The following is a 25,524-nucleotide window of genomic DNA, read 5'->3' on the forward strand; positions in this document are numbered from 1 at the left end:
GAGTCAACCCCTAAATTTCAGGATTTTTTCTCTTCGAACCCCGGAGACTCTGTGAAGTTGTTCACATGTTCCGTGTCGATGGAGGCGCATTATAGGGATCCGAATTTTTTGCACAACCCCTTTCTTGATCTTTTCTTACTGTTTGCACACTTTTCAGCCCCTTCGAGTGGATCTTGCGCGATCAGGGCCGTTTTCCGCAGGATCCGTCACTTCGGTTGGTTGTAATTCCACCGCCAACGTCTAGTATTGCCGTTAATATGATCCCGACGTGAGGCTATTACCATGTCCGATGCAGTACGTTCTTATCTTCATTACTCTCCTAAACTGGGTCAGCGCGTCATGATCGACCCTTCCAGCGTGGTGATCGGTAACGTTGAGCTGGCCGATGACGTCAGTATCTGGCCGTTAGTTGCCATCCGCGGCGACGTGAACGCGGTAAAAATTGGTGCTCGCAGCAATATTCAGGATGGCAGCGTGTTGCACGTGACCCATAAGTCTGAGCATAACCCTGAAGGTTATCCGTTGCTGATCGGTGAAGACGTTACCGTTGGGCACAAAGCCATGTTGCACGGCTGCGCCATTGGCAATCGGGTATTGATAGGAATGGGATCGATCCTGCTGGATGGTGCAGTAATAGAAGATGATGTGATGATTGGCGCCGGCAGCTTGGTCGCGCCGGGTAAACGACTGGCGAGCGGTTATCTTTATATGGGTAGCCCAGCACGCCAGGTTCGTCCACTGACCGCCGCCGAGCGAGAGGGGTTGCTTTACTCTTCTACTAACTATGTACGCTGGAAAGACGAATACTTGTCAGAAGATATCTGACAAGCGCCCGTTCCCTCACCGGAGAACGGGCCGGAATTTACGCGGCCAGTTCGTGACGCAGCTGACGCAATACCGGTTCGATCTCCGGCATTACACCATGCCACAACAGGAACGCATGCGCGGCCTGCCCCACCAGCATCCCTAAACCGTCGGCATATTCTGTGGCACCCTGTTGCTGCGCCCAGGCCAGGAAAGGTGTTAACCCCTGCTGATAAAACATGTCATAACAACGGGTATGGCCATTGACCGTACCAACCGGTAACGCCGGGATGTCACCACTGATACCGGATGCCGTTGCGTTAATCACTAAATCAAACTGTTGTTGATCGAGTTGATCCAGAGGCAACGCGGATATTTCACCCAAGTGCTGGAATACCTGCGCCAGTGTCTGCGCGCGGCTAAAAGTACGGTTGGTGATCACCACTTCACAGCCAAAAGACAGTAGCGGCAAGATCACACCGCGCGCCGCACCGCCCGCCCCCACCAACAAGATACGATCCTTGGGTTGGATCAACCCCTGACGTTCAAGATCGGTCAGCAGGCCGATCCCATCGGTGTTGTCACCCAGAAGTCCGCCGTCTGGCAGTATTTTCAAGGTATTTACCGCACCGGCCAGCGAGGCCCGTTGACTCAGTTCAGTCGCCGCCTCGTAAGCCTTCTCTTTAAAAGGAACCGTGACGTTCGCTCCCTGACCACCCGCCTGAATAAATGCCTGCAGAGTGGTTTCGAAACCGTGCAGCGGTGCCAGCACCGTACCATAAGGGTGTTCTATACCTGTTTGGGCGGCAAATAGCGCATGAATACGCGGTGATTTGCTATGGCCGATAGGGTTACCGAATACCGCAAACTTCTCCATGCACATGACCTCTAGCCTTGACGGATTTGCTTACCGGTCAGGACATCTCTGATTTCGGAAGGGTTAAGACGGCCACCGACGCTGCCGGTCAGCACCGGGAAAGCGGCACCAAACTGTTGCTGCACTTCATCGGCGCTGCGGCAAGGCTCTTGCCCGCTGAGATTGGCGCTGGTCGACACCAACGGTTTGCCAAACTGCCGGCAAAGTTGCTGCACCAATGGGTGGTCGCTAACACGTACCGCCAACGAGTTGAAACGGCCGGTTAGCAAGCGTGGCGTTTCCGACCTGGCAGGAATTACCCAGGTCACCGGTCCCGGCCAACTGGCAAACATCGTGGCACGCTGCTGCTCACTCAGCACGGTGTCATCTATATAAGGTGTTAGCTGCGCATAATCGGCCGCAATCAGGATCAGTCCCTTTTCCCAGGGGCGCTGTTTCAGTGCCAATAAGGCATTAACCGCCTGCTCGCTATCGGGATCGCAACCCAGACCAAACACCGCCTCGGTCGGGTAGGCAATGACCTGGTGATTATGCAGCGCGTCAATAATTGGTATGAAGATGGCAGTGGATTCTGAGCTCATGATGTCATTATTCTGTAGTGACTACGGGTTTCCCGCAAAGTTTACTGGCGCAGCAAAGGGTTGGGCCTTTCGCCGTGCGCTTTTCCATCAGCAACGGATAGTGGCAGTACTCACACTCACCGGCAACGGGTTTAAAATTGAGAACAAACTGGCATTCAGGGTAGCGATCGCAGGAGTGGAACACCTTGCCATAGCGCGATTTGCGCTGCAGCAGTTTGCCCTGCTCGCACTGCGGACAGCTAATACTGGTTTCGTCCGGTTTATCGATGACCTCGGTGTGATCGCACTCCGGATAGTTGCTGCAAGCGATAAACATACCGTAACGGCCCTGACGCAAGGCCAGCGTCGCCTGGCATTTCGGGCATTCCTGCCCATCCAGCATCTTGACGATATGGCCATCGGCCTGCGCTTTCAACGGCCGGATATGTTGGCATTCAGGATAACGGGAACAGCCGAGGAAGGGGCCGTGGCGACCACTGCGGATCACCAGCTCGGCCCCGCATTCCGGACAGGGTTCATTTTTCCTGGCGGCAAAAATCGCTGCTTTTGTCATAACTTCTTCTATTCATGTTATCGGCTCAGTGCAGATAACCTTCGTTTACTTCAAACAACAGTTCTTCCATTTGCTGATAGGCACTTTCATATCCGGGGATATTAAACAGCACCATCAACACCACCCATTTCAGATCTTCGAGATCGAATTCCGTATTATCCAAAGCCATAACACGATCGATAACCATTTCACGGGTTTCGAGGTTCAATACCTGAATCTGCTCCAGGAACAGGAGGAAACCACGGCAACTGGCATCCAAACGCACGCCTTCTTCTTCGGTGTAAATCCGCATTGCCAGCGGATCGGCATCCATAAAATACGGCGCATTTTCGCCTTCCTGCAGGTCAGCGAGTTTTTCAAGCCAATTCAACGCGTTGTAGATATCATCCCGATGAAACCCCGCCTGAGCGAGATCATCGGTCAGTTGATCCTGATCGACGCGCATCTCTGGTTCATTGTGGATATAAGTTTCAAACAAGTACATCAGTACGTCGAACATGGCCTGCCCTCCTTATTCGGACATAGCCGCCGGGTACAGCTGCGATCCACCCTGCTAACTCCAGATCGAGTAACTTAATTACCACCTCTGGCACAGGTTGGCCGGCACGTTCAGCGACGACGTCAACAGGTGTCACCTCATCTCCTACGTTAGCCAACACATCGGCAAATGGCAATTCAACTTCGGCTTCTGACGCACAAATAGTTGTATTTTCGTCCAGTGACAGCCAATGCAGCCCGCTTCCCAGTTGCTCAGCGATCTCTTTCGGCCCGGTAACCAGATAGGCCCCCTGTTGGATCAGCCAATGCGTACCTTCACTCATTGGGTTACCCAGCGCCCCGGGTAAAGCAAAAACCTCACGCCCCTGCTCTAAAGCGTAACGGGCAGTAATCAGCGTTCCGCTGCGCAGGGAGGCTTCGATGACCACCACACCCAGGCTTAATCCGCTGATGATGCGATTACGACGTGGAAAGTGATCGGGCATTGGCAGATCGGTGGCCAGATACTCAGAAACCAGCGCTCCGCCGCTTTCAACGATCTGTTCGGCCAGGCGTTGATGCCGGCGCGGATAGATGTTGGCCAGGCCGCTGCCCAGAACGGCGACGGTGGCCCCTTCAGCAGCCAACGCTGCACGGTGGCAAATACTGTCGATGCCAATGGCCAGCCCGCTGGTAATGGTAAACCCACAGTGCACCAATCCGGTGGCAAAGTAACTGGCCCAGTGTTCACCGTAATGGCTGAACTGCCGACTGCCGACCATGGCGATTTGCGGCTGCTGTACGGCTTGCGGGTTACCCTTTACCAACAGCAGCAAAGGTGCATCATCGATAGGGAGCAATCGCTCCGGGTAGTCAGCCTCACCGTAGATCCATAACAAGTTTTCAGGCTGCTCCAGCCAGGTAAGCGTAGCGGCCAGGTAGCGTGGATCCACCTGGCGAAACTGGGCCTGCTGCCGGTCATTCAACCCCAATTCCCGCAGCAAAGAATACGGCGGCCCACTGGCCGTCACCATTTGTCGTATTATCTGGCTGGCTTGTGCCGCGCCCAGCCCGGTGACCCCGTGCATCCGTAAGCCGATTTCCCGTGCCTGCATCGCCTGTTCCCTCGCAGAAAATGGTGGTATTACCAATTCGAGCAATTGGTGCGCAATGCTGTCAATCAGGCTGGGAAATGTCTAGAATAGAAGCTAAACCTCGTTTATCACTCGGATACAGATCTCAAGATATATGTCAGTATTGCAGGTATTACATTACCCAGACGACCGGCTGCGCAAAGTCGCGGCCCCGGTTAAAGAAGTCAATGCGAATATCCAGCGCATCGTGGATGATATGTTTGAAACCATGTACGCAGAGGAAGGCATTGGCCTGGCTGCGACACAGGTGGATATCCATCAGCGCATTATCGTCATTGACGTTTCTGAGAACCGCGATCAGCGCTTGGTGCTGATCAACCCGGAACTGCTGGAAAAAGGCGGTGAAACCGGGATCGAGGAAGGTTGCCTTTCCATTCCCGAACAGCGTGCTTTAGTCCCGCGTGCCGCTACGGTGAAAATCAGAGCGCTGGACCGCGACGGCAAGCCTTTTGAACTGGAAGCCGATGACCTGTTGGCCATCTGTATCCAGCACGAAATGGATCACCTGGTCGGCAAGCTGTTCGTCGATTACCTGTCGCCACTTAAGCGCCAGCGTATCCGTCAGAAACTGGAAAAAATGGCCAAGCTTAACGCCCGCGCCTAACCGATCAGGAAATCAACGTGTCTGACTCTTTACGGATTATTTTCGCCGGAACTCCAGACTTCGCAGCGCGTCATCTTGACGCGCTGTTGTCATCTGGGCACCAGATTGTCGGGGTTTTCACCCAACCCGATCGCCCTGCGGGTCGCGGTAACAAGCTAACACCCAGCCCGGTCAAGGTTCTGGCCGAGCAGCACCATTTACCGGTGTTTCAGCCCAAATCACTGCGTCCGGAAGAGAACCAGCACCTGGTTGCCGATCTCAACGCCGATGTCATGGTGGTGGTGGCTTATGGTCTGATCCTGCCCAAAGCGGTGCTGGATATGCCACGGCTCGGTTGCATTAACGTCCACGGCTCACTGCTGCCGCGCTGGCGTGGTGCCGCCCCGATCCAACGTTCACTCTGGGCCGGCGATAACGAAACCGGCGTGACCATCATGCAGATGGACGTGGGTTTGGACACCGGCGATATGATGCACAAGATCGCCTGCCCGATCGAAGCCGCTGACACCAGCGCCAGTCTGTATGACAAGCTGGCTCAACTAGGCCCACAGGGTCTGTTGACCACGCTGCAGCAGATGGCTGAGGGCACGGCGAAACGTGAAGTGCAGGATGAATCGCTGGTTACCTACGCCGAAAAGCTGAGCAAAGAAGAAGCTCGCCTGGACTGGAGCCTGTCCGCCACGCAACTTGAACGCTGCATCCGTGCCTTTAACCCGTGGCCGGTCAGTTACTTCACCATTGACGATCAACCGGTGAAGGTGTGGCAGGCAACGGTGCTGGCACAGAGCACGGACGCAGAACCTGGCACCATCATCCATGCCGATAAACACGGCATTCAGGTGGCGACCGCTGAGGGTATTCTTAACCTGACTCAACTGCAGCCGGCAGGCAAAAAACCCATGTCAGCGCAGGATCTGCTGAACTCACGTCGTGAATGGTTTACACCGGGCAACCGGTTATAAACCGCCCCCACTGCCCGGCCGAGAATCGCCGGGCTGTTTCTTTCTTAATGCCGATCGTTATCAGCTTTAGCCTATGAAAAACAATTACAATCTCCGCAGCATCGCTGCCAAAGCCATCGGCCAGGTGCTGGATCAGGGCCAGTCGCTCAGTACTGTCCTGCCGTCACTGCAAAAGACCATTTCTGACAAGGACCGCGCTCTGCTGCAGGAACTGTGCTTCGGCACGCTGCGCGTGTTGCCGCAACTGGAATGGTGCATTCAACAATTAATGGCCAAGCCAATGACCGGTAAGCAGCGCACGCTGCACTATTTGCTGATGGTCGGCTTATACCAACTGCTGTATACCCGCATCCCTGCACACGCGGTACTGGCGGAAACCGTGGAAGGCGCAGTAGCGCTAAAGCGCCCACAGCTTAAAGGCCTGATCAACGGCGTACTGCGCCAGTTCCAACGTCAGCAGGAAGAATTACTGCAACGTGCCGCCAATAATGACAGCCACTATCTGCACCCAAGCTGGCTGCTGAAGCGTATCCAGCAGGCCTATCCCGCACAGTGGGAACAGATTATTGATGCCAATAATCAGAAGCCGCCAATGTGGCTACGCGTCAACCGCTTGCATCACACCCGTGAAAGCTATTTACAGTTGATGGAACAGGCTGGTATCGCCGCCGAACCGCATGCCGAATATCGCGATGCCGTGCGTTTGCTGGCGCCATGCCCCGTTACCGACCTCCCAGGCTTTGCCGACGGCTGGGTCACCGTGCAGGATGCCTCCGCTCAGGGTTGTGTCGATCTGCTGGATCCGCAAGACGGAGAACAGATCCTCGATTTGTGCGCAGCTCCCGGCGGTAAAACCACCCATATTTTAGAAGCGGCTCCCAAAGCCCATGTGATGGCCGTCGATATCGATGAACAACGCCTGAGCCGGGTCAAAGAAAACCTGCAGCGCCTGCGCTTGCACGCCGAAGTGAAGCAAGGCGATGGCCGTACTCCGCAACAATGGTGCGGCGACAAGCAGTTCGATCGCATTTTGTTGGATGCCCCTTGCTCTGCCACCGGTGTGATCCGCCGTCACCCAGATATCAAATGGTTGCGTCGCGACCGTGACATCGCGGAACTGGCCGCGCTGCAGGCCGAGATTATTGAGGCCATTTGGCCACATCTCAAAAGCGGTGGCGTGATGGTGTATGCCACCTGCTCCATTTTGCCGGCAGAAAACGCAGAGCAGATTAGCGCCTTCCTTCAGCGTCATCCCGAGGCCCGTCTGGTTGAAACCGGCAACGAGCAACAGCCTGGCCGACAGAATCTTCCGCATCCAGAGGATGGGGATGGCTTCTTTTACGCTAAGCTGATTAAAATGTAGCTGTTCAGTACTCTGGGCGCGGCTGTTGCGCCCTTTCAGATAATCTTCAGCGGTTTCAGTGTGAAGCAGAGAAGCGAATGAAAATAATTATTCTTGGCGCGGGTCAGGTTGGCGGGACACTGGCGGAAAACCTGGTGGGCGAAAATAACGATATTACCGTCGTGGATACCGATTCCGGCCGCCTGCGTCAGTTACAGGATAAGTTCGACCTGCGAGTTGTCCAGGGCTATGGCTCCCATCCACGCGTCCTGCGAGAAGCAGGGGCTGAAGATGCCGATATGCTGGTTGCCGTCACGAACTCAGACGAAACCAACATGATCGCCTGTCAGATTGCCTATTCGCTGTTTAATACCCCTAACCGAATCGCCCGCATCCGTGCGCCAGAATATATCCGCGAGTCAGAGAAGCTTTTTAACCCGGAAGCGGTGCCCATTGACCACCTGATCTCACCGGAACAGCTGGTTATCGATTACATCTATAAATTGATTGAATACCCGGGCGCACTGCAAGTGGTCAACTTTGCAGAAGGCAAGGTCAGCATCGCCGCGGTAAAAGCCTACTACGGTGGCCCGTTGGTGGGTAATGCCCTGTCTTCAATGCGTGAACATATGCCGCATATTGATACTCGCGTCGCTGCCATCTTCCGCCAGGATCGACCGATTCGCCCGCAGGGTTCCACTATTATCGAAGCCGGTGATGAAGTGTTCTTTGTTGCCGCCTCGCAGCACATCCGTGCGGTAATGAGTGAGCTGCAACGATTAGAAAAACCCTATAAGCGCATCATGATTGTCGGTGGCGGCAACGTCGGTGCTGGCCTGGCGCAACGGTTAGAGAAATCCTACAACGTGAAGCTGATTGAACGTAATCAGCAACGTGCCACAGAACTGGCAGAGCAACTGCATGACACCATCGTATTTTATGGCGATGCCTCGGACCAGGAACTGCTGGCGGAAGAACATGTTGATCAGGTCGATGTCTTTATCGCTATCACCAATGACGACGAAGCAAACATTATGTCGGCCATGCTAGCCAAACGCATGGGCGCCAAAAAGGTCATGGTGCTGATTCAGCGTCGTGCCTATGTTGACCTGGTACAGGGCAGCGTCATCGACATCGCCATTTCCCCACAGCAGGCAACCATCTCAGCACTGTTGGGCCATGTCCGAAAAGCAGATATCGTCAGCGTTTCCTCATTGCGGCGCGGTGTCGCGGAAGCCATCGAAGCCATTGCGCACGGTGATGAGAGCACCTCGAAAGTGGTCGGCCGCACCGTTGAAAATATTAAATTGCCTCCGGGTACGACCATTGGCGCCATAGTGCGTGGTGATGATGTTATTATTGCCAACGGTAGCAGCAAAATTGAACAAGGCGATCATGTCATTATGTTTATAACCGACAAAAAGTTCGTTCCTGACGTTGAACGCCTGTTCCAACCAAGTCCATTCTTCTTGTAGAACAAATGTAGTAATAGATGGTCTATAATTGCTAAGTTGTTCTCCGCCATGGAAAGAGATAAAACTTTTCGCTCCTTTTGTGGCAAAGGGAAATTGCTTTGTTAAACTTGAGTTATTAAATTCTGCAAGGGGTGCGTTCTATGAGTATGATGAAAGAGTTCCGCGAGTTTGCCATGCGTGGCAACGTGGTCGACTTGGCAGTAGGTGTGATTATTGGTGCGGCATTCGGTAAGATCGTATCGTCTTTCGTTGCAGATATCATTATGCCACCACTGGGCTTACTGATTGGCGGCGTTGACTTCAAGCAGTTCCACCTGGTATTACGCGAAGCTCAGGGCGCGATTCCTGCGGTAGTGATGAACTACGGTTCATTCATTCAGACCATTTTCGATTTTGTGATTGTTGCCTTCGCTATTTTCCTGGCAATTAAATTAATGAATAAAGTGCGTCGTAAACAGGAAGAAGAGCCAGCAGCGCCTCCGGTACCGACCGCAGAAGAAAAACTGCTGACTGAAATTCGTGATTTACTGAGTCAACAGCAACAACCTAAACTGTAAAACAGTTTATCCTGCACAACTAAAAAGCCATCTTATTAAGATGGCTTTTTTAATGCCTTAAAACCAGAAGGCCAGTGGTAAATTATCGCTTGATAGTTTGCCACTGGCCTCCCAGTTTCCGCCTTTTGCATGTTTGTCTTTACGCCGGTAGCTGCCCTTGCCTTTGGTATTTTTCTCTACCCTTTGGCGGAATAACGGATCGTGCAACAGTGCCTCAATCGCATTGTCCTGTATCTGGCCTTTGGTATGACGGTATTTAGTCATGGTAATGCTCCTTGTTTATGTATGGATATAAATCGTGGCGATAATACTGCCGGCCGTATAAAAATTAAAGTGTTGATAGCCCATTCAGAGGCCTTTTTTAGCTTTATCATCACTAGCACCTTGTTCAAGCGCCTCCAAGATGGAGCAATAATTGCTGGTATGCGCGCTACCGCAACAGGCATCGCTGAGACGCTTTAGCGATTCACGCATCCGCGTTAACTCTTTAAGCTTATTTTCAACATCACTGAGCCGCGCATCGACAATCGACTTCGATTCCCGACAGGTATGGTGCTCGGGATCAACACGGATCGACAACAGTTCGGCGATAGTTTCCAACGTGAAACCGAGCTGCTTGGCATAACGGATAAAACGCAGCCGCTGCAGGTCTTGATCGCTGTACAACCGATAACCGCCCTCGGTACGGATGTTATGATCCATCATTCCCTGCTTCTCGTAATAACGCACGGTATCCGGCGTCACGTCAGCAAGCTTTGCCAGTTGGCCAATCTTAAGCATCACTCATCCTCCGGTGAAAATTTGCCACTCAGTGCACGTTGATATTCACCGTGCAAAAAATCAGTACTCATCCCTGCCTGGCGTAAACGGTGTTCCAGTAACGCCATCCGTTTGCCAAGTTCGACATAATCCAGATGCCTACTATCAATCCCTTGCAGCAAACGAGCTATATTCAAAGCCTCTTTGCGATCTTCTAACTCTGCGGGTAAATAGCCGGCGTTTTTAAGCAAGCGGAAGCCGGTACGCAATTCTGCAGGTACCGCACTGTCATCATCCAATTCGAGCGGCTGGCCCTGGCCCGGTAAATTGTCTAATTCGCCTTTGGCCTGTGCATCCAGGATATGACGCTCCGCCCATTGATCGAGTAACCACATAACATGATCTCTCAGTAGAGCTGACTAATAGCGTTAGCATAGCGGATAGGGGCGGGGATCTTAAGTCAGGAAGGGAAAGAACGCACGTTTGGCTGATTTTGGACGTAAAAAAACCGGGCAAGCCCGGTTTTTCCACGCGTCTACAGATTACTCTGCAGTTGCTACTTCTGCTTGAGACTCAGCACGATCAACCAGCTCGATGTATGCCATCGGCGCGTTGTCGCCTGCGCGGAAGCCACACTTCAGAATGCGAGTGTAACCACCGGCACGGCTCGCGAAACGCGGGCCTAGCTCGTTAAACAGTTTTGCCACGATCTCGTTATCACGAGTACGGGCGAATGCCAGACGACGATTAGCTACGCTGTCGGTCTTGGCAAGAGTAATCAGCGGCTCAACAACGCGACGCAGCTCTTTTGCTTTTGGCAAGGTCGTCTTGATGATCTCATGACGAACCAAAGAGCCGGCCATGTTACGGAACATAGCCTGGCGGTGGCTGCTGTTACGGTTCAGTTGACGACCACTCTTACGATGGCGCATGACCTTATCCTTCTCAGTAAAACCTTAACCTGTGATCCGGTTACTCGTCAGCAATGCTTGCCGGTGGCCAATTTTCCAGGCGCATGCCCAGAGATAGACCACGGGAGGCCAGCACGTCTTTAATCTCAGTAAGAGATTTTTTACCCAGGTTCGGCGTTTTCAGCAACTCAACCTCGGTACGCTGTACCAGATCACCGATGTAGTGGATAGCTTCTGCCTTAAGGCAGTTAGCAGAGCGGACAGTCAATTCCAGATCGTCAACAGGGCGCAGCAGAATCGGATCGAATTCTGGTTTCTCTTCTTTAACTTCTGGTTGACGAACATCACGTAAGTCAACAAAAGCTTCAAGTTGTTCAGCCAGGATGGTTGCCGCACGGCGGATCGCCTCTTCAGGATCGATCGTGCCATTGGTTTCCATTTCGATGACCAGCTTGTCCAGGTCAGTACGCTGTTCTACACGCGCTGCTTCAACATTGTAGGCAATACGCTCTACAGGGCTATAGCAGGCGTCAACCAACAGACGACCGATCGGGCGCTCATCTTCTTCCGAATGAATTCGGGCAGAAGCCGGCACATAACCACGACCACGTTGAACTTTGATACGCATGCTGATAGCAGCGTTTTCATCGGTCAGGTGGCAGATCACGTGCTGAGGCTTGACGATTTCGACATCACCATCATGGGTAATGTCGGCAGCGGTCACAGGGCCAATGCCAGATTTATTCAGGGTAAGGATAACTTCATCTTTCCCTTGAACTCTCACCGCCAGCCCTTTCAGGTTGAGCAGGATCTCCAGGATATCTTCCTGTACGCCTTCTTTGGTGCTGTACTCATGCAGTACACCATCAATCTCAACCTCGGTCACCGCGCAACCCGGCATAGACGAAAGCAGAATACGGCGCAGTGCATTGCCGAGAGTATGGCCAAAGCCACGCTCTAACGGCTCAAGGGTCACCTTGGCGTGCGTCGAACTGACTTGCTCGATATCTACCAGGCGCGGTTTTAGAAACTCTGTCACAGAACCCTGCATTGTGTCCTCTCTTTGGTACTAAGCCTTACTTGGAGTAAAGCTCGACGATCAGGTGTTCGTTAATGTCCGCAGACAGATCGGTACGTTCAGGCATACGCTTGAACACGCCTTCCATCTTAGCAGCATCAACTTCAAGCCAGGTCGGCTTTTCACGCTGCTCAGCCAGCTCCAGAGAAGCTTTAACACGAGATTGCTTTTTAGCCTTCTCGCGGATGCTGACTACGTCATTCGGAGATACCTGATAAGAAGCGATGTTAACAACGCGACCATTTACCATAACTGCTTTGTGGCTAACCAACTGACGTGACTCTGAACGAGTAGCGCCGAAGCCCATACGGTAAACAACGTTGTCCAAACGACCTTCCAGCAGTTGCAACAGGTTTGCACCGGTGTTGCCCTTCAGGCGTGCTGCTTCTTTGTAATAGTTACGGAATTGACGCTCCAGAACACCGTACATACGGCGAACTTTTTGCTTTTCACGTAACTGTACACCGTAGTCAGACAGACGCGGTTTACGCGCACCGTGTTGACCAGGCGGTTGCTCAATTTTACACTTGGTATCGATCGCGCGAACGCCAGACTTCAGGAACAAGTCTGTGCCCTCACGGCGGCTAAGCTTGAGCTTAGGACCCAAATATCTTGCCATTTTCTTTCTCCAACAAACCTAAAAGCAGCGTTATACGCGGCGCTTTTTCGGCGGACGACAACCGTTGTGAGGGATAGGAGTCACATCAGTAATATTAGTGATGCGGAAACCAGCGGCGTTCAGAGCACGAATAGTTGATTCGCGGCCTGGACCCGGTCCCTTAACCATAACTTCCAGATTCTTGATACCGTATTCTTTTACTGCGTCAGCACAACGTTCTGCTGCAACCTGAGCTGCAAACGGAGTTGACTTACGAGAACCACGGAAACCAGAACCACCGGCAGTTGCCCAACCCAATGCATTACCCTGACGATCGGTAATAGTTACAATGGTGTTGTTGAAAGAAGCATGGACATGAGCCACGCCGTCAGAGACTTGCTTTCTTACACGCTTACGTGTACGAACAGGTGCCTTTGCCATTATTCAATCACCCTGATTATTTCTTGATCGGTTTACGCGGACCCTTACGGGTACGTGCGTTGGTCTTAGTACGCTGACCGCGAACTGGCAGACCACGACGATGACGCAAACCACGGTATGTACCAAGATCCATCAGACGCTTGATGCTCAGGGTAACTTCACGACGCAAATCACCTTCTACGGTGAATTTGGCGACTGCTTCACGCAGCTGTTCGATTTGCTCTTCAGACAGCTCACTGATCTTAACACTTTCGGCAATACCCGTAGACGCACAGATAGACTGTGAGCGGGTTTTACCGATTCCGAAGATCGACGTTAAGGCGATTACGGTATGTTTATGATCAGGAATGTTAATGCCTGCTATACGGGCCACTATGCACTCCTACTATTTTATACGGCAACACCATTCTGAAAAGCCCGTTTTCAGGATACTCAAATAATGTTGCAGCTACATACAAAAGATTGGCTGGCTAATCTAGCCAGCTCAACCCAACTTTGCAAGAAAAATATGCGAGATAATCAGCCTTGACGCTGTTTATGCTTCGGCTCGGCGCTGCAAATCACACGAACGACACCGTTACGCTTAACGATTTTGCAGTTACGACATAATTTCTTGACGGAAGCACGAACTTTCATTTTTACTCTCCGTAACTTCTCAAACGAACCTGTTAGCGGTTATAGCCTTTCAGGTTTGCTTTCTTCAATGCAGACTCGTACTGACTTGACATCATCAGAGTTTGCACTTGAGCCATAAAGTCCATGATGACGACAACCACGATCAGTAGCGAGGTACCACCAAAGTAGAATGGTACTTTCATTGCATCACGCATGAACTCCGGGATCAGGCAGATGAAAGTAATGTACATCGCGCCCACCAGGGTTAAACGCGTCATTACTTTATCGATGTACTTCGCCGTTTGCTCTCCCGGACGAATTCCTGGTACGAAGGCACCGGACTTCTTCAGGTTATCTGCTGTCTCACGCGGGTTGAAAACCAACGCCGTGTAAAAGAAACAGAAGAAGATGATTGCAGACGCATAGAGTAACACATAAAGCGGTTGCCCTGGCTGCAAATACAGCGAAATCGTTGTCAGCCAGTTCCAACCGGTACCGCCCCCAAACCATGATGCAATCGTGGCCGGGAACAGAATAATGCTGGAAGCGAAGATTGCCGGGATAACCCCTGCCATGTTCACTTTCAACGGTAAGTGTGTGCTCTGTGCTGCATAAACACGACGACCTTGTTGACGTTTCGCATAGTTAACGACGATACGACGTTGACCACGTTCAATGAAAACAACGAAGAAGGTTACTGCAAACACCAATACTGCAACCAACAGCAACAGGAGGAAGTGCAGGTCGCCTTGCCGGGCTTGTTCGATAGTATGGGCCACAGCCGGCGGGAGTCCCGCTACAATACCTGCGAAGATAATGATCGAGATACCGTTACCGATACCACGTTCAGTAATCTGTTCACCCAGCCACATCAGGAACATTGTCCCGGTAACCAAGCTCACTACTGCAGTAAAGTAGAACGCAAAGCCTGGGTTTAACACCAGACCCTGCATACCAGGCATATTCGGCAGACCGGTAGCAATACCGATCGACTGGAATATGGCCAACACCAGCGTACCGTAACGGGTGTACTGGCTAATCTTGCGACGGCCAGCCTCCCCTTCTTTCTTAATTTCTGCTAACGCTGGATGAACCACCGTTAACAGCTGGATAATGATCGACGCCGAAATATACGGCATGATCCCCAGAGCAAAGATAGAAGCACGGCTGAGGGCACCACCAGAGAACATGTTAAACATTTCAATGATAGTGCCTCTCTGCTGCTCGAGCAATTTGGCAAGCACAGTGGCATCGATACCAGGAATCGGAATAAAAGAGCCGATACGGAAGACAATCAGCGCGCCGATTACAAACAAAAGTCTGCGCTTCAGCTCGCCGAGTCCGCCTTTAGCACTTTGAAAATCTAATCCTGGTTGCTTAGCCATCTGCTACTTATTCCTCAATTTTACCGCCAGCAGCTTCGATAGCAGCACGAGCGCCTTTGGTGACACGCAGACCACGCAGGGTAACCGGACGAGCGATTTCGCCAGAAAGCATAACTTTCGCGAATTCGATCTGGACACCAACAACGTTAGCGGCTTTCAGCGTGTTCAGGTCGATTACGTCGCCTTCAACAAGAGCCAGTTCAGACAGACGAACTTCTGCCGTGATCATAGCTTTGCGAGAGGTGAAGCCGAATTTCGGCAAACGACGATATAAAGGCATCTGACCACCTTCAAAACCACGACGTACGCCACCGCCAGAACGTGAGTTCTGACCTTTGTGACCACGACCAGCAGTTTTACCCAGGCCAGAACCAATACCACGACCTACACGCTTAGGCGCATGCTTGGCACCTTCAGCCGGAGACAGAGTATTTAAACGCATCTGTTACTCCTCAACCTTAACCATGTAGGAAACCAAGTTGACCATACCACGTACAGCAGGAGTATCCTCACGCTCTACAGTATGACCAATACGACGCAGACCTAAACCGATCAGGGTTGCCTTGTGCTTTGGCAAACGGCCGATGCTGCTTTTTGTTTGAGTTACTTTAATAGTCTTTGCCATGGTTATTTCCCTAGAATTTCTTCGACGGACTTACCACGCTTAGCAGCGACCATTTCTGGGGATTTCATATCTTCCAAAGCAGCAATAGTTGCACGAACCACGTTGATCGGGTTAGTAGAACCATATGCTTTAGCTAATACGTTATGAACCCCTGCAACTTCCAGAACGGCGCGCATTGCACCACCGGCGATGATACCGGTACCTTCGGAAGCTGGTTGCATGAACACACGAGAACCCGTATGAGCACCTTTAACAGGGTGCTGCAGAGTACCGCTATTCAAAGCAACATTAATCATAGCGCGACGGGCTTTTTCCATCGCTTTCTGGATCGCTGCCGGAACTTCGCGTGCTTTGCCGTAGCCAAAACCAACGCGACCGTTACCATCACCAACTACTGTCAGTGCGGTAAAGCTGAAAATACGGCCACCTTTTACGGTTTTAGATACGCGGTTTACCGCGATCAGCTTTTCCTGCAGTTCGCCAGCTTGTTTTTCGATGTGAGCCATCTTAAACCTCTTCCTTAGAACTGAAGGCCAGCTTCACGGGCAGCATCTGCCAGTGCCTGGACTCGACCATGATATTGGAAACCGGAACGGTCAAAGGAGACTTTAGAGATCCCTTTTTCCAACGCGCGCTCAGCCAGAGCTTTACCTACGGCTGCTGCTGCGTCTTTGTTACCGGAATACTTCAATTGCTCTGTGATAGCTTTTTCTACAGTAGAAGCGGCTACCAGTACTTCAGAACCATTTGGAGCAATTACCTGTGCGTAAATGTGACGCGGGGTACGATGTACCACCAGGCGGGTTGCACCCAGTTCTTTGATCTTACGGCGTGCGCGGGTCGCACGACGGATACGAGCAGATTTCTTATCCATAGTGTTACCTTACTTCTTCTTAGCCTCTTTGGTACGCACGACTTCGTCGGCGTAACGGACACCCTTGCCTTTGTAAGGCTCAGGACGGCGGTAGGCACGCAGATCTGCAGCAACCTGGCCAATAACTTGTTTATCAGCGCCTTTCAGCACGATTTCAGTTTGGCTTGGGCATTCAGCAGTAATACCTGCTGGCAGCTGGTGATCGACCGGGTGAGAGAAGCCTAAGGCTAAATTCACCACGTTGCCTTTAACAGCAGCACGATAACCAACACCTACCAGTTGAAGCTTCTTGGTGAAGCCTTCGGTAACACCAACTACCATTGCGTTCAGCAGAGCGCGCGTGGTACCCGCTTGGGCCCATGCGTTTGCAAAACCTTCGCGCGGGGCGAAAGTCAGTGCGTTAGCTTCTTGCTTCACTTCAACGGCGTTGTGGACAGTACGAGTCAGCTCGCCGTTCTTACCCTTTATCGAAATAACCTGACCGTTGAGTTTTACCTCTACGCCGGCAGGAATGACGACGGGTGCTTTTGCAACACGAGACATTCTTTCCTCCCGAATTAAGCTACGTAGCAGATAATCTCGCCACCAAGACCTGCTTGGCGAGCTGCACGATCGGTCATAACACCTTTAGAGGTAGAAATAACAGCAATACCCAAACCAGCCATAACTTTTGGCAGCGCATCTTTTTTCTTGTAGATACGCAGACCTGGACGGCTGATTCGCTGAATGCTTTCTACCACTGCCTTGCCCTGGAAGTACTTCAGTACCAGTTCCAGAACAGGCTTGGTGTCGCCTTCGATTTTGAAATCTTCAATAAAACCTTCTTCCTTCAGCAGGTTGGCAATTGCCACTTTCAGCTTGGAGGAAGGCATGGTGACCGCAACTTTGTTCGCGGCTTGACCGTTACGGATACGGGTCAGCATATCCGCGATCGGATCTTGCATGCTCATCTGTCTTTACTCCCGTGATTCAATTGGTAATTACCAGCTAGCCTTTTTCAAGCCTGGTACTTCACCGCGCATAGCGGCTTCACGTAACTTGATACGGCTCAACCCGAATTTGCCCACATAACCATGTGGACGGCCAGTTTGGCGGCAGCGTTTACGCTGACGAGACGGGCTGGAATCACGCGGCAGAGTTTGCAGCTTGAGAACAGCATCCCAACGATCTTCGTCGGAAGAGTTCACACCAGAAATGATAGCTTTCAGTTCCTCGCGTTTAGCGCGGTACTTTTCAGCCAGTTTCACGCGAACGACTTCGCGTGCTTTCATTGATTGCTTAGCCATCAGTAACCCTGCCTTACTTACGGAACGGGAAGTTAAAAGCAGCCAACAGCGCGCGGCCTTCATCATCAGATTTCGCAGTAGTGGTAATGGTAATATCCAAACCACGAACGCGATCGACTTTGTCATAGTCGATTTCTGGGAAGATGATTTGCTCACGCACACCCATGCTGTAGTTACCACGGCCATCGAATGACTTAGCGGACAAGCCACGGAAGTCACGAATACGTGGAACAGCAATGGAAATCAGTCGCTCAAAGAACTCCCACATGCGTTCGCCACGCAGAGTTACTTTACAGCCGATCGGATAGCCCTGGCGGATTTTGAAGCCTGCAACAGATTTGCGTGCTTTGGTGATGAACGGCTTTTGACCGGAGATTGCTGCCAGATCCGCTGCTGCATTATCCAGCAGTTTCTTGTCAGCGATCGCTTCACCAACACCCATATTCAGGGTGATCTTCTCGACCCGAGGGACTTGCATGACAGAGTTGTAATCAAACTGAGACATCAGTTGTTTGACTACCTCGTCTTTGTAGTAATCATGCAGTTTCGCCATCGTATTACTCCAAATTACTTGATAGTTTCGCTGTTAGATTTGAAGAAACGGACTTTTTTCCCGTCTTCGAATCTAAAGCCTACACGGTCAGCCTTACCGGTAGCCGCGTTGAAGAGAGCAATGTTAGAAACCTGAATTGCAGCTTCTTTTTCAACAATGCCACCTGGTTGGTTCAGGGCCGGGACCGGCTTCTGATGTTTCTTAACCAGGTTGATACCTTCAACAATGACCTTACCAGCAGACAGGACATTTTTTACTTTACCGCGTTTACCTTTGTCTTTCCCGGTAAGCACGATAATTTCGTCATCACGACGGATTTTCGCTGCCATGTTTCGCTCCTTAGAGTACTTCTGGTGCCAGAGAGATAATTTTCATGAACTTCTCATTACGCAGTTCACGAGTTACCGGCCCAAAAATACGCGTACCGATAGGTTGCTCGCTGTTATTGTTTAAAATAACGCATGCATTACCATCGAAGCGAATGACAGAACCGTCCGGGCGACGTACACCCTTCTTGGTGCGCACCACTACCGCCTTCAGCACATCGCCTTTCTTCACCTTACCGCGAGGAATTGCTTCCTTGATGGTAATTTTGATGACATCGCCAATGCCTGCGTAGCGACGGTGCGAGCCACCTAGAACCTTGATACACATTACGCGACGTGCACCGGAGTTGTCGGCCACGGTCAGCATAGTCTGTTCTTGGATCATGTTAGTGCTCCGCTAATGTCAACTACAACTTTAGGACCTATTACTAGATCGTTGAAAAGCCCCATAACCGAGGGCGCAGCATTATAACACCGCTTCCAGAGTATGGGTAGAAAAAATAAACGGCTCATTTTCTGAGCCGTTTATAAGTTAGAGTCAGCTACTCTATTACAGAATCGCTTTCTCTACAACGCGAACCAACGTCCAAGACTTAGTCTTAGACAGTGGACGGCATTCGCGGATTTCTACCACGTCACCGATACCACATTCGTTGTTCTCGTCATGTACGTGCAGCTTGGTCGTACGCTTGATGAATTTCCCGTAGATCGGGTGCTTCACCGTGCGCTCGATAGCAACAACCATGGATTTCTCCATTTTGTCACTAATAACACGACCCTGCAGAGTACGGTTAATATCAGTCATTTACACACCCGCCTTTTCAGTCAGTAAAGTCTTAACGCGTGCGACATTACGACGCACTTGTTTCAACAGGTGAGTTTGTTGCAGCTGGCCACTTGCCGCCTGCATGCGCAAGTTAAATTGCTCACGCAGCAGGTTGAGCAGCTCAGTGTTCAGCTCTTCAACGCTTTTTTCACGCAGCTCTTGTGCTTTCATTACATCACCGTCTTAGTTACAAAGGTGGTTTTGATCGGCAATTTAGCTGCAGCCAGCTTGAATGCCTCACGGGCGACCTCTTCTGGTACACCGTCCATTTCGTACAGGACTTTCCCAGGTTGGATCAGGGCAACCCAATACTCCACGTTACCCTTACCTTTACCCATACGCACTTCGAGCGGCTTCTCGGTAATTGGTTTGTCCGGGAATACACGGATCCAAATTTTACCTTGACGCTTAACTGCACGAGTCATTGCACGACGAGCTGCTTCGATTTGACGAGCAGTCAGACGGCCACGGCCAACAGCTTTCAGACCGAAAGTGCCGAAGCTAACATCCGTACCCTGCGCCAGACCACGGTTGCGGCCTTTGTGCATCTTACGGAATTTTGTACGCTTTGGTTGTAACATCAGCGACTCTCCTTACTTGCGGCCTTTACGCTGCTGCTTTTTAGGTTGAGCAGCCGGTTCCGGTTGTTCAACTGCAGCCATACCACCCAGGATCTCACCTTTGAAGATCCATACCTTAACGCCGATTACACCATAAGTGGTGTGCGCTTCAGATGTGTTGTAATCGATATCCGCACGCAGTGTATGCAACGGAACACGACCTTCACGGTACCATTCGGTACGCGCGATTTCAGCACCGCCAAGGCGGCCGCTTACTTCAACTTTGATACCTTTAGCGCCAAGACGCATTGCGTTCTGTACAGCACGCTTCATAGCACGACGGAACATAACGCGACGTTCCAGCTGTGAAGTGATGCTGTCAGCAACCAATTTAGCGTCAAGTTCCGGTTTACGGACTTCGGCGATATTAATTTGCGCAGGAACGCCAGCGATGTTCGCTACGACCTTACGCAGTTTTTCGACATCTTCACCTTTCTTGCCGATAACGATGCCTGGACGAGCAGTGTGAATAGTCACACGGATGCTCTTCGCAGGACGCTCGATAACGATGCGAGAAACGGAAGCTTTCGCCAGTTCTTTAATCAGGAATTGACGAACTTTAAAGTCGCTGTCCAGGTTGTCAGCGAATTCTTTGGTATTCGCATACCAAGTAGAGTTCCAAGGTTTGACAATACCCAGGCGAATACCATTAGGATGTACTTTCTGACCCATTGCTAGTCTCCAGAGTCTCAGCGATCGGACACAACCACAGTAATGTGGCTGGTGCGCTTCAGGATGCGATCTGCACGACCTTTTGCACGCGGCATAATGCGCTTCATGCTTGGGCCTTCGTCTACGAAGATTTTCGTGACTTTCAGATCATCGATGTCAGCGCCATCGTTGTGTTCTGCGTTAGCAATGGCAGACTCCAGCACTTTCTTAACCAGACCAGCAGCTTTCTTGTTGGTGTAGGCCAGAGTTTCCAGAGCTTGCGACACTTTCTTACCGCGGATCAGGTCTGCAACAAGGCGGACCTTCTGTGCAGAAGAACGAGCGTGGCGATGTTTAGCGATAGTTTCCATCTCTTCCTCCTACCTTAGCGCTTTTTAGCTTTTTTATCAGCCGCATGGCCGCGATAAGTGCGAGTCGGCGCGAATTCACCCAGTTTGTGACCGACCATTTCATCGGAAACGAACACTGGTACGTGCTGACGACCATTATGGACAGCGATGGTCAAACCGATCATGTTAGGAAAGATCGTTGAACGACGGGACCAAGTGCGCAAAGGCTTCTTGTCACCGCTTTCCACCGCTTTCTCTACCTTCTTCAGCAAGTGCAGGTCAATAAAAGGACCTTTCTTGAGAGAACGTGGCATGGCTTATCCTCTAATTATTTTTTGCTACGGCGACGTACGATGAACTTATCAGTACGCTTGTTGCTACGGGTTTTCTTACCTTTGGTCTGAACGCCCCATGGTGTTACTGGGTGTTTACCAAAGTTTTTACCCTCACCACCACCGTGCGGGTGATCGACCGGGTTCATCGCCGTACCGCGAACGGTAGGACGAACACCACGCCAACGTGCAGCACCTGCTTTACCCAGAACGCGAAGCATATGTTCAGCGTTACCGACTTCACCTAAGGTGGCGCGGCAATCAACTGGAACTTTACGCATTTCGCCTGAGCGCAGACGCAGAGTTACGTAGGAACCATCACGTGCAACGATCTGAACGTAGGCACCAGCAGAGCGAGCGATTTGACCGCCTTTACCTGGTTTCATTTCTACGTTATGAACCGTTGAACCCACTGGGATGTTGCGCATTGGCAGGGTGTTACCTACCTTGATTGCAGCATCAACGCCAGATTGGATCTGGTCACCAGCTTTCAGACCTTTCGGCGCCAGGATATAACGGCGTTCGCCGTCTTTGTACAGAACCAGCGCGATGTTCGCGGAACGGTTCGGATCGTACTCCAGACGCTCAACCACTGCAGCCACACCGTCTTTGTTGCGTTTGAAGTCAACCAGACGATAATGTTGCTTGTGGCCACCACCGATATGACGGGTGGTGATACGGCCATTGTTGTTACGGCCACCGCTTTTGCTCAGTTTCTCAAGCAGCGGGGCATGAGGTTTACCCTTGTGCAGCTCAGGGTTAACCACTTTAACAACGTGGCGACGACCCGGAGATGTAGGTTTACATTTAACAATTGCCATTGTTCTTACTCCTCCGACTTACTCTGCGCCGCCGATGAAGTCCAGGTTCTGGCCTTCTTTCAGGGTGACGTAAGCTTTTTTCCAGTCGCTACGACGACCAACACGCTGACCGTGACGCTTCACTTTCCCTTTAACTACCAGGGTGTTAACGTCTTCGACTTCGACTTCAAACAGTTTCTGCACTGCAGCTTTAATTTCTGCTTTGGTCGCGTCTTTGGCAACTTTGAGTACGATGGTGTTAGTTTTTTCCATCGCAGCGGATGCTTTTTCAGATACGTGCGGTGCACGCAGCACTTTCAGCAGACGTTCTTCACGGATCATGCCAGCATCTCCTCAACTTGCTTCACAGCATCAGCAGTCATAACCACTTTGTCGAAGGCGATCAGGCTAACCGGGTCGATACCTGCTACATCGCGCACGTCAACCTTGTACAGGTTGCGAGCAGCCAGGAACAGATTCTCATCCAGTTCACCGGTCACGATCAGCACATCTTCCAGAGCCATATCTTTCAGTTTCTGTGCCAGCAGCTTAGTTTTAGGCGCTTCTACAGAGAACTTCTCGACAATGATCAGACGATCTTGACGTACCAGTTCGGACAGAATGCTTTTCAGCGCGCCGCGGTACATCTTTTTGTTTACTTTCTGACTGTGGTCCTGTGGCTTCGCAGCGAAGGTTACACCACCTGAACGCCAGATCGGGCTCTTTACAGAACCTGCTCGCGCACGGCCGGTACCTTTCTGGCGCCACGGTTTTTTACCGGAACCAGTCACTTCAGCACGGGTCTTCTGAGCACGAGTACCTTGACGGGCACCTGCTGCATAAGCAACAACAACCTGGTGTACCAGCGCTTCGTTGAAGTCACGACCGAAGGTAGTTTCGGAAACAGTCAGCGCGCTTTGCGCGTCTTTCAATACTAATTCCATTGCTATCCCCTTACGCCTTCACAGCTGGTTTAACGATCAGGTTGCCACCGGTTGCGCCCGGTACAGCACCCTTAACCAGCAGCAGGTTGCGCTCAGCGTCAACACGTACTACGTCCAGGCTTTGAACGGTTACACGCTCGTCACCCAGGTGGCCAGCCATTTTCTTGCCTTTGAACACTTTGCCCGGAGTCTGGTTCTGACCGATAGAACCCGGAACGCGGTGAGACAAGGAGTTACCGTGGGTAGCGTCTTGGGTACGGAAGTTCCAGCGCTTTACAGTGCCAGCAAAACCTTTACCTTTAGAAGTACCAGTAACATCGACTTTTTTAACTTCAGCGAAGATTTCTACGCTGATGTTTTGACCTGCAGCAAACTCTTCACCTTCTGCAAGGCGGAATTCCCACAGACCACGGCCAGCTTCAACGCCAGCTTTAGCGAAATGGCCCGCTTCCGGTTTGGTCACGCGGTTAGCTTTTTTGCTACCGGTAGTAACCTGAACGGCACGGTACCCGTCGTTAGCCAGGTCTTTAACCTGAGTCACGCGGTTCGCTTCAATTTCAATCACGGTTACTGGGATAGAAACGCCATCTTCAGTGAAGATACGAGTCATGCCCAATTTCTTACCGACTAAACCAATCATTGTTTCAACCTCTCAATCGCTCAATGACCTGATTAACCCAGGCTGATCTGCACGTCTACACCAGCAGCCAGATCCAGACGCATCAGAGCATCAACGGTTTTCTCGGTTGGCTCAACGATGTCAACCAGACGCTTGTGAGTGCGAATCTCGTACTGATCACGCGCGTCTTTGTTGACGTGCGGAGAGATCAGAACGGTAAAGCGCTCTTTGCGAGTTGGCAGCGGGATCGGACCACGGACTTGCGCACCAGTGCGCTTAGCAGTCTCGACGATTTCCGCGGTTGATTGATCGATAAGACGATGATCAAACGCTTTCAGGCGGATACGGATTCTTTGGTTCTGCATGAGACCAGAGCTCCAATTATTTATAAACGTAAATAATTACTCCTCACACCCATTTCGATTGATGGGGGAGTGTAATCGTCAACATATAACCCCCATATCGGGAGTATTGTTCGAAAGGCAAAACAAACTTGCCAATCGACTGATTCGCTAAAATCAGGCTTACCAAGATTAGGTAAGCCCGCGCATTATACGCAAAACAGAACGATAAGCAAGGCACAGATGGGAATATGCGCAGGATATCGACATTTTTTGCAGATTTATGCCTTAGGCCACGGATCAGTAAACAAGGGGCTGTAGTGTGCGAGGAAATTCGATACCGCGTTGGGCCAGCTCCCCCGCCCTACCGGAGAAAAACCTGCCGGCCGGGGAGCGTCGTTATTAAGTGGGGAACTGGTGTGTTTACATTGCTAGAGCTGGGCTTGCGCGTAGTTCTGAATTCCCAGGCGATCTATCAAATCCAGTTCGGTTTCCAACCAGTCGATATGCTCTTCTTCATCAGCCAGGATCTCTATCATCAAATCACGGCTGACATAATCATGGATGGAATCGGCGTAAGCGATACCTTCACGAAGACTTTTGGCACCATCCAACTCCAGGGCCAGATCGGAACGCAGCATTTCTTCAATATCCTCGCCAATATTCAACTTGCCGAGGTCTTGCAAATTCGGGATACCTTCCAAAAACAGAATACGCTCAATGTAACGATCGGCATGTTTCATTTCGTCGATCGACTCGTGGTATTCCTTATCATTGAGGCGAGTTAAACCCCAGTTTTTGAACATTCGGGCGTGCAGGAAATATTGATTGATGGCAACCAGCTCGTTACCGAGCAGTTTGTTTAGGTGAGCAATGATCTTTTTATCGCCTTTCATAGGTAACTCCTCCTGGCCAGTTCTAAAAGTGTAGAAGCTGTAAGCCAAGAGTCAAAAAATAACCTTACCTTTAGTTAGGCAACTTCGTGCATATGAATAATGGTTCCGCTTTCCTCCACCATAATCTGTCTGGCCTGACGAATGCACTTTCCACAATCGGTACCAATAGGCACAAGTTCACGCAGTTGTTTCATGGTATGCGGATTGTGCTGACGCACGGCCTTACGGATCGCTTTATCAGTCACGGCATTACACAGACATACATACATAGAGAGACTCACTTCTTAACCAATGCTGTAAGTCTAAAT

Annotated in this window: 44 protein-coding genes; 6 read left to right on the plus strand and 38 right to left on the minus strand. The window is 51.2% G+C overall.

Annotation, left to right across the window (positions count from 1 at the left end):
* Window positions 1-282 precede the first annotated feature (282 nt).
* A complete protein-coding gene (locus tag OC597_RS25500) occupies window positions 283-825 on the plus strand; it encodes a gamma carbonic anhydrase family protein (protein ID WP_099065714.1) in 543 nt (180 codons plus the stop codon).
* A gap of 37 nt (window positions 826-862) precedes the next feature.
* On the opposite strand, the gene aroE is transcribed toward OC597_RS25500, so the two are convergent.
* The 5 genes from aroE to dprA are packed head-to-tail and all read right to left on the minus strand — an operon-like array spanning window position 863 to window position 4,407.
* Window positions 863-1,681 carry a shikimate dehydrogenase gene (gene aroE, locus OC597_RS25505; RefSeq protein WP_261425832.1) on the minus strand — a complete coding sequence of 273 codons (819 nt, stop codon included), beginning with the start codon at window positions 1,679-1,681 and terminating at the stop codon, window positions 863-865.
* A gap of 11 nt (window positions 1,682-1,692) precedes the next feature.
* Window positions 1,693-2,262, minus strand: a complete 570-nt coding sequence (gene tsaC / locus OC597_RS25510; protein WP_099065715.1) for an L-threonylcarbamoyladenylate synthase type 1 TsaC — start codon at window positions 2,260-2,262, stop codon at window positions 1,693-1,695.
* 7 nt (window positions 2,263-2,269) lie between these two features.
* A complete protein-coding gene (locus OC597_RS25515) occupies window positions 2,270-2,815 on the minus strand; it encodes a DNA topoisomerase family protein (RefSeq protein ID WP_262211077.1) in 546 nt (181 codons plus the stop codon).
* Between the two features lie 25 nt (window positions 2,816-2,840).
* A complete protein-coding gene (gene smg / locus OC597_RS25520) occupies window positions 2,841-3,314 on the minus strand; it encodes a DUF494 family protein Smg (protein ID WP_012147203.1) in 474 nt (157 codons plus the stop codon).
* Window positions 3,286-4,407 carry a DNA-protecting protein DprA gene (gene dprA, locus OC597_RS25525; protein ID WP_262211078.1) on the minus strand — a complete coding sequence of 374 codons (1,122 nt, stop codon included), beginning with the start codon at window positions 4,405-4,407 and terminating at the stop codon, window positions 3,286-3,288. Before dprA ends, smg begins: the two co-directional genes overlap by 29 nt.
* A gap of 133 nt (window positions 4,408-4,540) precedes the next feature.
* On the opposite strand from dprA, the gene def reads away from it, so the two are divergent.
* From def to mscL, 5 genes are all read left to right on the plus strand, one after another.
* Complete coding sequence (def, locus tag OC597_RS25530; protein WP_085119631.1) at window positions 4,541-5,050, plus strand: peptide deformylase; 510 nt, start codon at window positions 4,541-4,543, stop codon at window positions 5,048-5,050.
* A gap of 17 nt (window positions 5,051-5,067) precedes the next feature.
* Window positions 5,068-6,012, plus strand: a complete 945-nt coding sequence (gene fmt, locus OC597_RS25535; protein ID WP_262211079.1) for a methionyl-tRNA formyltransferase — start codon at window positions 5,068-5,070, stop codon at window positions 6,010-6,012.
* Window positions 6,013-6,085: 73 nt separating this feature from the next.
* A complete protein-coding gene (gene rsmB, locus OC597_RS25540; RefSeq protein WP_261463704.1) occupies window positions 6,086-7,375 on the plus strand; it encodes a 16S rRNA (cytosine(967)-C(5))-methyltransferase RsmB in 1,290 nt (429 codons plus the stop codon).
* 77 nt (window positions 7,376-7,452) lie between these two features.
* A complete protein-coding gene (gene trkA, locus OC597_RS25545; RefSeq protein WP_085119634.1) occupies window positions 7,453-8,829 on the plus strand; it encodes a Trk system potassium transporter TrkA in 1,377 nt (458 codons plus the stop codon).
* A 140-nt stretch (window positions 8,830-8,969) separates the two neighbouring features.
* On the plus strand, window positions 8,970-9,386 hold the full coding sequence (gene mscL, locus OC597_RS25550) for a large-conductance mechanosensitive channel protein MscL (protein WP_261260114.1): 417 nt from the start codon (window positions 8,970-8,972) through the stop codon (window positions 9,384-9,386).
* Between the two features lie 57 nt (window positions 9,387-9,443).
* Here mscL and OC597_RS25555 read toward each other — a convergent pair whose 3' ends face one another.
* From OC597_RS25555 to bfd, 33 genes are all read right to left on the minus strand, one after another.
* Complete coding sequence (locus tag OC597_RS25555; RefSeq protein WP_085119636.1) at window positions 9,444-9,650, minus strand: alternative ribosome-rescue factor A; 207 nt, start codon at window positions 9,648-9,650, stop codon at window positions 9,444-9,446.
* Between the two features lie 84 nt (window positions 9,651-9,734).
* Window positions 9,735-10,166: a Zn(2+)-responsive transcriptional regulator gene (gene zntR / locus OC597_RS25560; RefSeq protein ID WP_262211080.1), complete on the minus strand. Its 432-nt coding sequence runs from the start codon at window positions 10,164-10,166 to the stop codon at window positions 9,735-9,737.
* Window positions 10,166-10,540 carry a DnaJ family domain-containing protein gene (locus tag OC597_RS25565; protein WP_262211081.1) on the minus strand — a complete coding sequence of 125 codons (375 nt, stop codon included), beginning with the start codon at window positions 10,538-10,540 and terminating at the stop codon, window positions 10,166-10,168. Before OC597_RS25565 ends, zntR begins: the two co-directional genes overlap by 1 nt.
* 147 nt (window positions 10,541-10,687) lie before the next feature.
* Window positions 10,688-11,077: a 50S ribosomal protein L17 gene (rplQ, locus tag OC597_RS25570; RefSeq protein ID WP_004929726.1), complete on the minus strand. Its 390-nt coding sequence runs from the start codon at window positions 11,075-11,077 to the stop codon at window positions 10,688-10,690.
* Window positions 11,078-11,117: 40 nt separating this feature from the next.
* Complete coding sequence (locus OC597_RS25575) at window positions 11,118-12,107, minus strand: DNA-directed RNA polymerase subunit alpha (protein WP_002919219.1); 990 nt, start codon at window positions 12,105-12,107, stop codon at window positions 11,118-11,120.
* A gap of 25 nt (window positions 12,108-12,132) precedes the next feature.
* Window positions 12,133-12,753, minus strand: coding sequence for a 30S ribosomal protein S4 (gene rpsD, locus OC597_RS25580; protein ID WP_261260117.1), 621 nt, complete (start codon window positions 12,751-12,753; stop codon window positions 12,133-12,135).
* A 30-nt stretch (window positions 12,754-12,783) separates the two neighbouring features.
* The gene (gene rpsK, locus OC597_RS25585) at window positions 12,784-13,173 is read right to left on the minus strand and encodes a 30S ribosomal protein S11 (protein ID WP_004951128.1); all 390 of its coding nucleotides are present in this window, start codon (window positions 13,171-13,173) and stop codon (window positions 12,784-12,786) included.
* A 16-nt stretch (window positions 13,174-13,189) separates the two neighbouring features.
* Window positions 13,190-13,546, minus strand: a complete 357-nt coding sequence (gene rpsM, locus OC597_RS25590; protein ID WP_085119639.1) for a 30S ribosomal protein S13 — start codon at window positions 13,544-13,546, stop codon at window positions 13,190-13,192.
* Window positions 13,547-13,692: 146 nt separating this feature from the next.
* Window positions 13,693-13,809, minus strand: coding sequence for a 50S ribosomal protein L36 (gene rpmJ / locus OC597_RS25595; RefSeq protein ID WP_002227352.1), 117 nt, complete (start codon window positions 13,807-13,809; stop codon window positions 13,693-13,695).
* A 32-nt stretch (window positions 13,810-13,841) separates the two neighbouring features.
* Complete coding sequence (gene secY / locus OC597_RS25600; RefSeq protein ID WP_004929740.1) at window positions 13,842-15,173, minus strand: preprotein translocase subunit SecY; 1,332 nt, start codon at window positions 15,171-15,173, stop codon at window positions 13,842-13,844.
* Between the two features lie 7 nt (window positions 15,174-15,180).
* Window positions 15,181-15,615 (minus strand): 50S ribosomal protein L15, encoded by a 435-nt coding sequence (rplO, locus tag OC597_RS25605; protein ID WP_012147214.1) that lies wholly within the window; start codon window positions 15,613-15,615, stop codon window positions 15,181-15,183.
* A 3-nt stretch (window positions 15,616-15,618) separates the two neighbouring features.
* The gene (gene rpmD, locus OC597_RS25610; protein ID WP_002213339.1) at window positions 15,619-15,798 is read right to left on the minus strand and encodes a 50S ribosomal protein L30; all 180 of its coding nucleotides are present in this window, start codon (window positions 15,796-15,798) and stop codon (window positions 15,619-15,621) included.
* Window positions 15,799-15,800: 2 nt separating this feature from the next.
* Window positions 15,801-16,304: a 30S ribosomal protein S5 gene (gene rpsE, locus OC597_RS25615; RefSeq protein ID WP_004951140.1), complete on the minus strand. Its 504-nt coding sequence runs from the start codon at window positions 16,302-16,304 to the stop codon at window positions 15,801-15,803.
* 14 nt (window positions 16,305-16,318) lie between these two features.
* On the minus strand, window positions 16,319-16,672 hold the full coding sequence (rplR, locus tag OC597_RS25620; protein ID WP_037425856.1) for a 50S ribosomal protein L18: 354 nt from the start codon (window positions 16,670-16,672) through the stop codon (window positions 16,319-16,321).
* 9 nt (window positions 16,673-16,681) lie between these two features.
* The gene (rplF, locus tag OC597_RS25625) at window positions 16,682-17,215 is read right to left on the minus strand and encodes a 50S ribosomal protein L6 (RefSeq protein ID WP_012147217.1); all 534 of its coding nucleotides are present in this window, start codon (window positions 17,213-17,215) and stop codon (window positions 16,682-16,684) included.
* A gap of 14 nt (window positions 17,216-17,229) precedes the next feature.
* On the minus strand, window positions 17,230-17,622 hold the full coding sequence (gene rpsH / locus OC597_RS25630) for a 30S ribosomal protein S8 (RefSeq protein ID WP_004951149.1): 393 nt from the start codon (window positions 17,620-17,622) through the stop codon (window positions 17,230-17,232).
* 30 nt (window positions 17,623-17,652) lie between these two features.
* On the minus strand, window positions 17,653-17,958 hold the full coding sequence (gene rpsN / locus OC597_RS25635) for a 30S ribosomal protein S14 (RefSeq protein ID WP_012147218.1): 306 nt from the start codon (window positions 17,956-17,958) through the stop codon (window positions 17,653-17,655).
* Between the two features lie 13 nt (window positions 17,959-17,971).
* Window positions 17,972-18,511 carry a 50S ribosomal protein L5 gene (rplE, locus tag OC597_RS25640; RefSeq protein WP_004951155.1) on the minus strand — a complete coding sequence of 180 codons (540 nt, stop codon included), beginning with the start codon at window positions 18,509-18,511 and terminating at the stop codon, window positions 17,972-17,974.
* A gap of 14 nt (window positions 18,512-18,525) precedes the next feature.
* Window positions 18,526-18,840 (minus strand): 50S ribosomal protein L24, encoded by a 315-nt coding sequence (gene rplX / locus OC597_RS25645; protein WP_004951158.1) that lies wholly within the window; start codon window positions 18,838-18,840, stop codon window positions 18,526-18,528.
* A gap of 10 nt (window positions 18,841-18,850) precedes the next feature.
* On the minus strand, window positions 18,851-19,222 hold the full coding sequence (gene rplN, locus OC597_RS25650; protein WP_004951161.1) for a 50S ribosomal protein L14: 372 nt from the start codon (window positions 19,220-19,222) through the stop codon (window positions 18,851-18,853).
* Window positions 19,223-19,387: 165 nt separating this feature from the next.
* Window positions 19,388-19,642 carry a 30S ribosomal protein S17 gene (gene rpsQ / locus OC597_RS25655; protein WP_012147219.1) on the minus strand — a complete coding sequence of 85 codons (255 nt, stop codon included), beginning with the start codon at window positions 19,640-19,642 and terminating at the stop codon, window positions 19,388-19,390.
* The gene (gene rpmC, locus OC597_RS25660) at window positions 19,643-19,834 is read right to left on the minus strand and encodes a 50S ribosomal protein L29 (RefSeq protein ID WP_004951169.1); all 192 of its coding nucleotides are present in this window, start codon (window positions 19,832-19,834) and stop codon (window positions 19,643-19,645) included.
* Window positions 19,834-20,244, minus strand: a complete 411-nt coding sequence (gene rplP / locus OC597_RS25665) for a 50S ribosomal protein L16 (RefSeq protein WP_004951171.1) — start codon at window positions 20,242-20,244, stop codon at window positions 19,834-19,836. Before rplP ends, rpmC begins: the two co-directional genes overlap by 1 nt.
* Before the next feature lie 12 nt (window positions 20,245-20,256).
* On the minus strand, window positions 20,257-20,955 hold the full coding sequence (gene rpsC / locus OC597_RS25670; RefSeq protein WP_012147220.1) for a 30S ribosomal protein S3: 699 nt from the start codon (window positions 20,953-20,955) through the stop codon (window positions 20,257-20,259).
* 17 nt (window positions 20,956-20,972) lie between these two features.
* Window positions 20,973-21,305 carry a 50S ribosomal protein L22 gene (gene rplV, locus OC597_RS25675; protein WP_004391423.1) on the minus strand — a complete coding sequence of 111 codons (333 nt, stop codon included), beginning with the start codon at window positions 21,303-21,305 and terminating at the stop codon, window positions 20,973-20,975.
* A 14-nt stretch (window positions 21,306-21,319) separates the two neighbouring features.
* Entirely contained in the window at window positions 21,320-21,598 is a 279-nt protein-coding gene (rpsS, locus tag OC597_RS25680; protein ID WP_004929772.1) for a 30S ribosomal protein S19, read from the minus strand.
* A gap of 14 nt (window positions 21,599-21,612) precedes the next feature.
* Entirely contained in the window at window positions 21,613-22,437 is an 825-nt protein-coding gene (rplB, locus tag OC597_RS25685; protein WP_261260118.1) for a 50S ribosomal protein L2, read from the minus strand.
* Window positions 22,438-22,455: 18 nt separating this feature from the next.
* Complete coding sequence (rplW, locus tag OC597_RS25690; protein ID WP_012147222.1) at window positions 22,456-22,758, minus strand: 50S ribosomal protein L23; 303 nt, start codon at window positions 22,756-22,758, stop codon at window positions 22,456-22,458.
* Complete coding sequence (gene rplD / locus OC597_RS25695; RefSeq protein WP_085119645.1) at window positions 22,755-23,360, minus strand: 50S ribosomal protein L4; 606 nt, start codon at window positions 23,358-23,360, stop codon at window positions 22,755-22,757. Before rplD ends, rplW begins: the two co-directional genes overlap by 4 nt.
* A 10-nt stretch (window positions 23,361-23,370) precedes the next feature.
* On the minus strand, window positions 23,371-24,000 hold the full coding sequence (gene rplC, locus OC597_RS25700; RefSeq protein WP_085119646.1) for a 50S ribosomal protein L3: 630 nt from the start codon (window positions 23,998-24,000) through the stop codon (window positions 23,371-23,373).
* Between the two features lie 32 nt (window positions 24,001-24,032).
* Entirely contained in the window at window positions 24,033-24,344 is a 312-nt protein-coding gene (rpsJ, locus tag OC597_RS25705) for a 30S ribosomal protein S10 (RefSeq protein WP_001181005.1), read from the minus strand.
* A 407-nt stretch (window positions 24,345-24,751) separates the two neighbouring features.
* Entirely contained in the window at window positions 24,752-25,216 is a 465-nt protein-coding gene (gene bfr / locus OC597_RS25710; protein WP_099065725.1) for a bacterioferritin, read from the minus strand.
* 74 nt (window positions 25,217-25,290) lie between these two features.
* Entirely contained in the window at window positions 25,291-25,485 is a 195-nt protein-coding gene (gene bfd, locus OC597_RS25715) for a bacterioferritin-associated ferredoxin (protein WP_017894251.1), read from the minus strand.
* Between the last annotated feature and the right edge of the window lie 39 nt (window positions 25,486-25,524).

The sequence above is a fragment of the Serratia proteamaculans genome (genome assembly GCF_946227095.1).
Taxonomy (GTDB): Bacteria; Pseudomonadota; Gammaproteobacteria; order Enterobacterales; family Enterobacteriaceae; genus Serratia; species Serratia proteamaculans_E.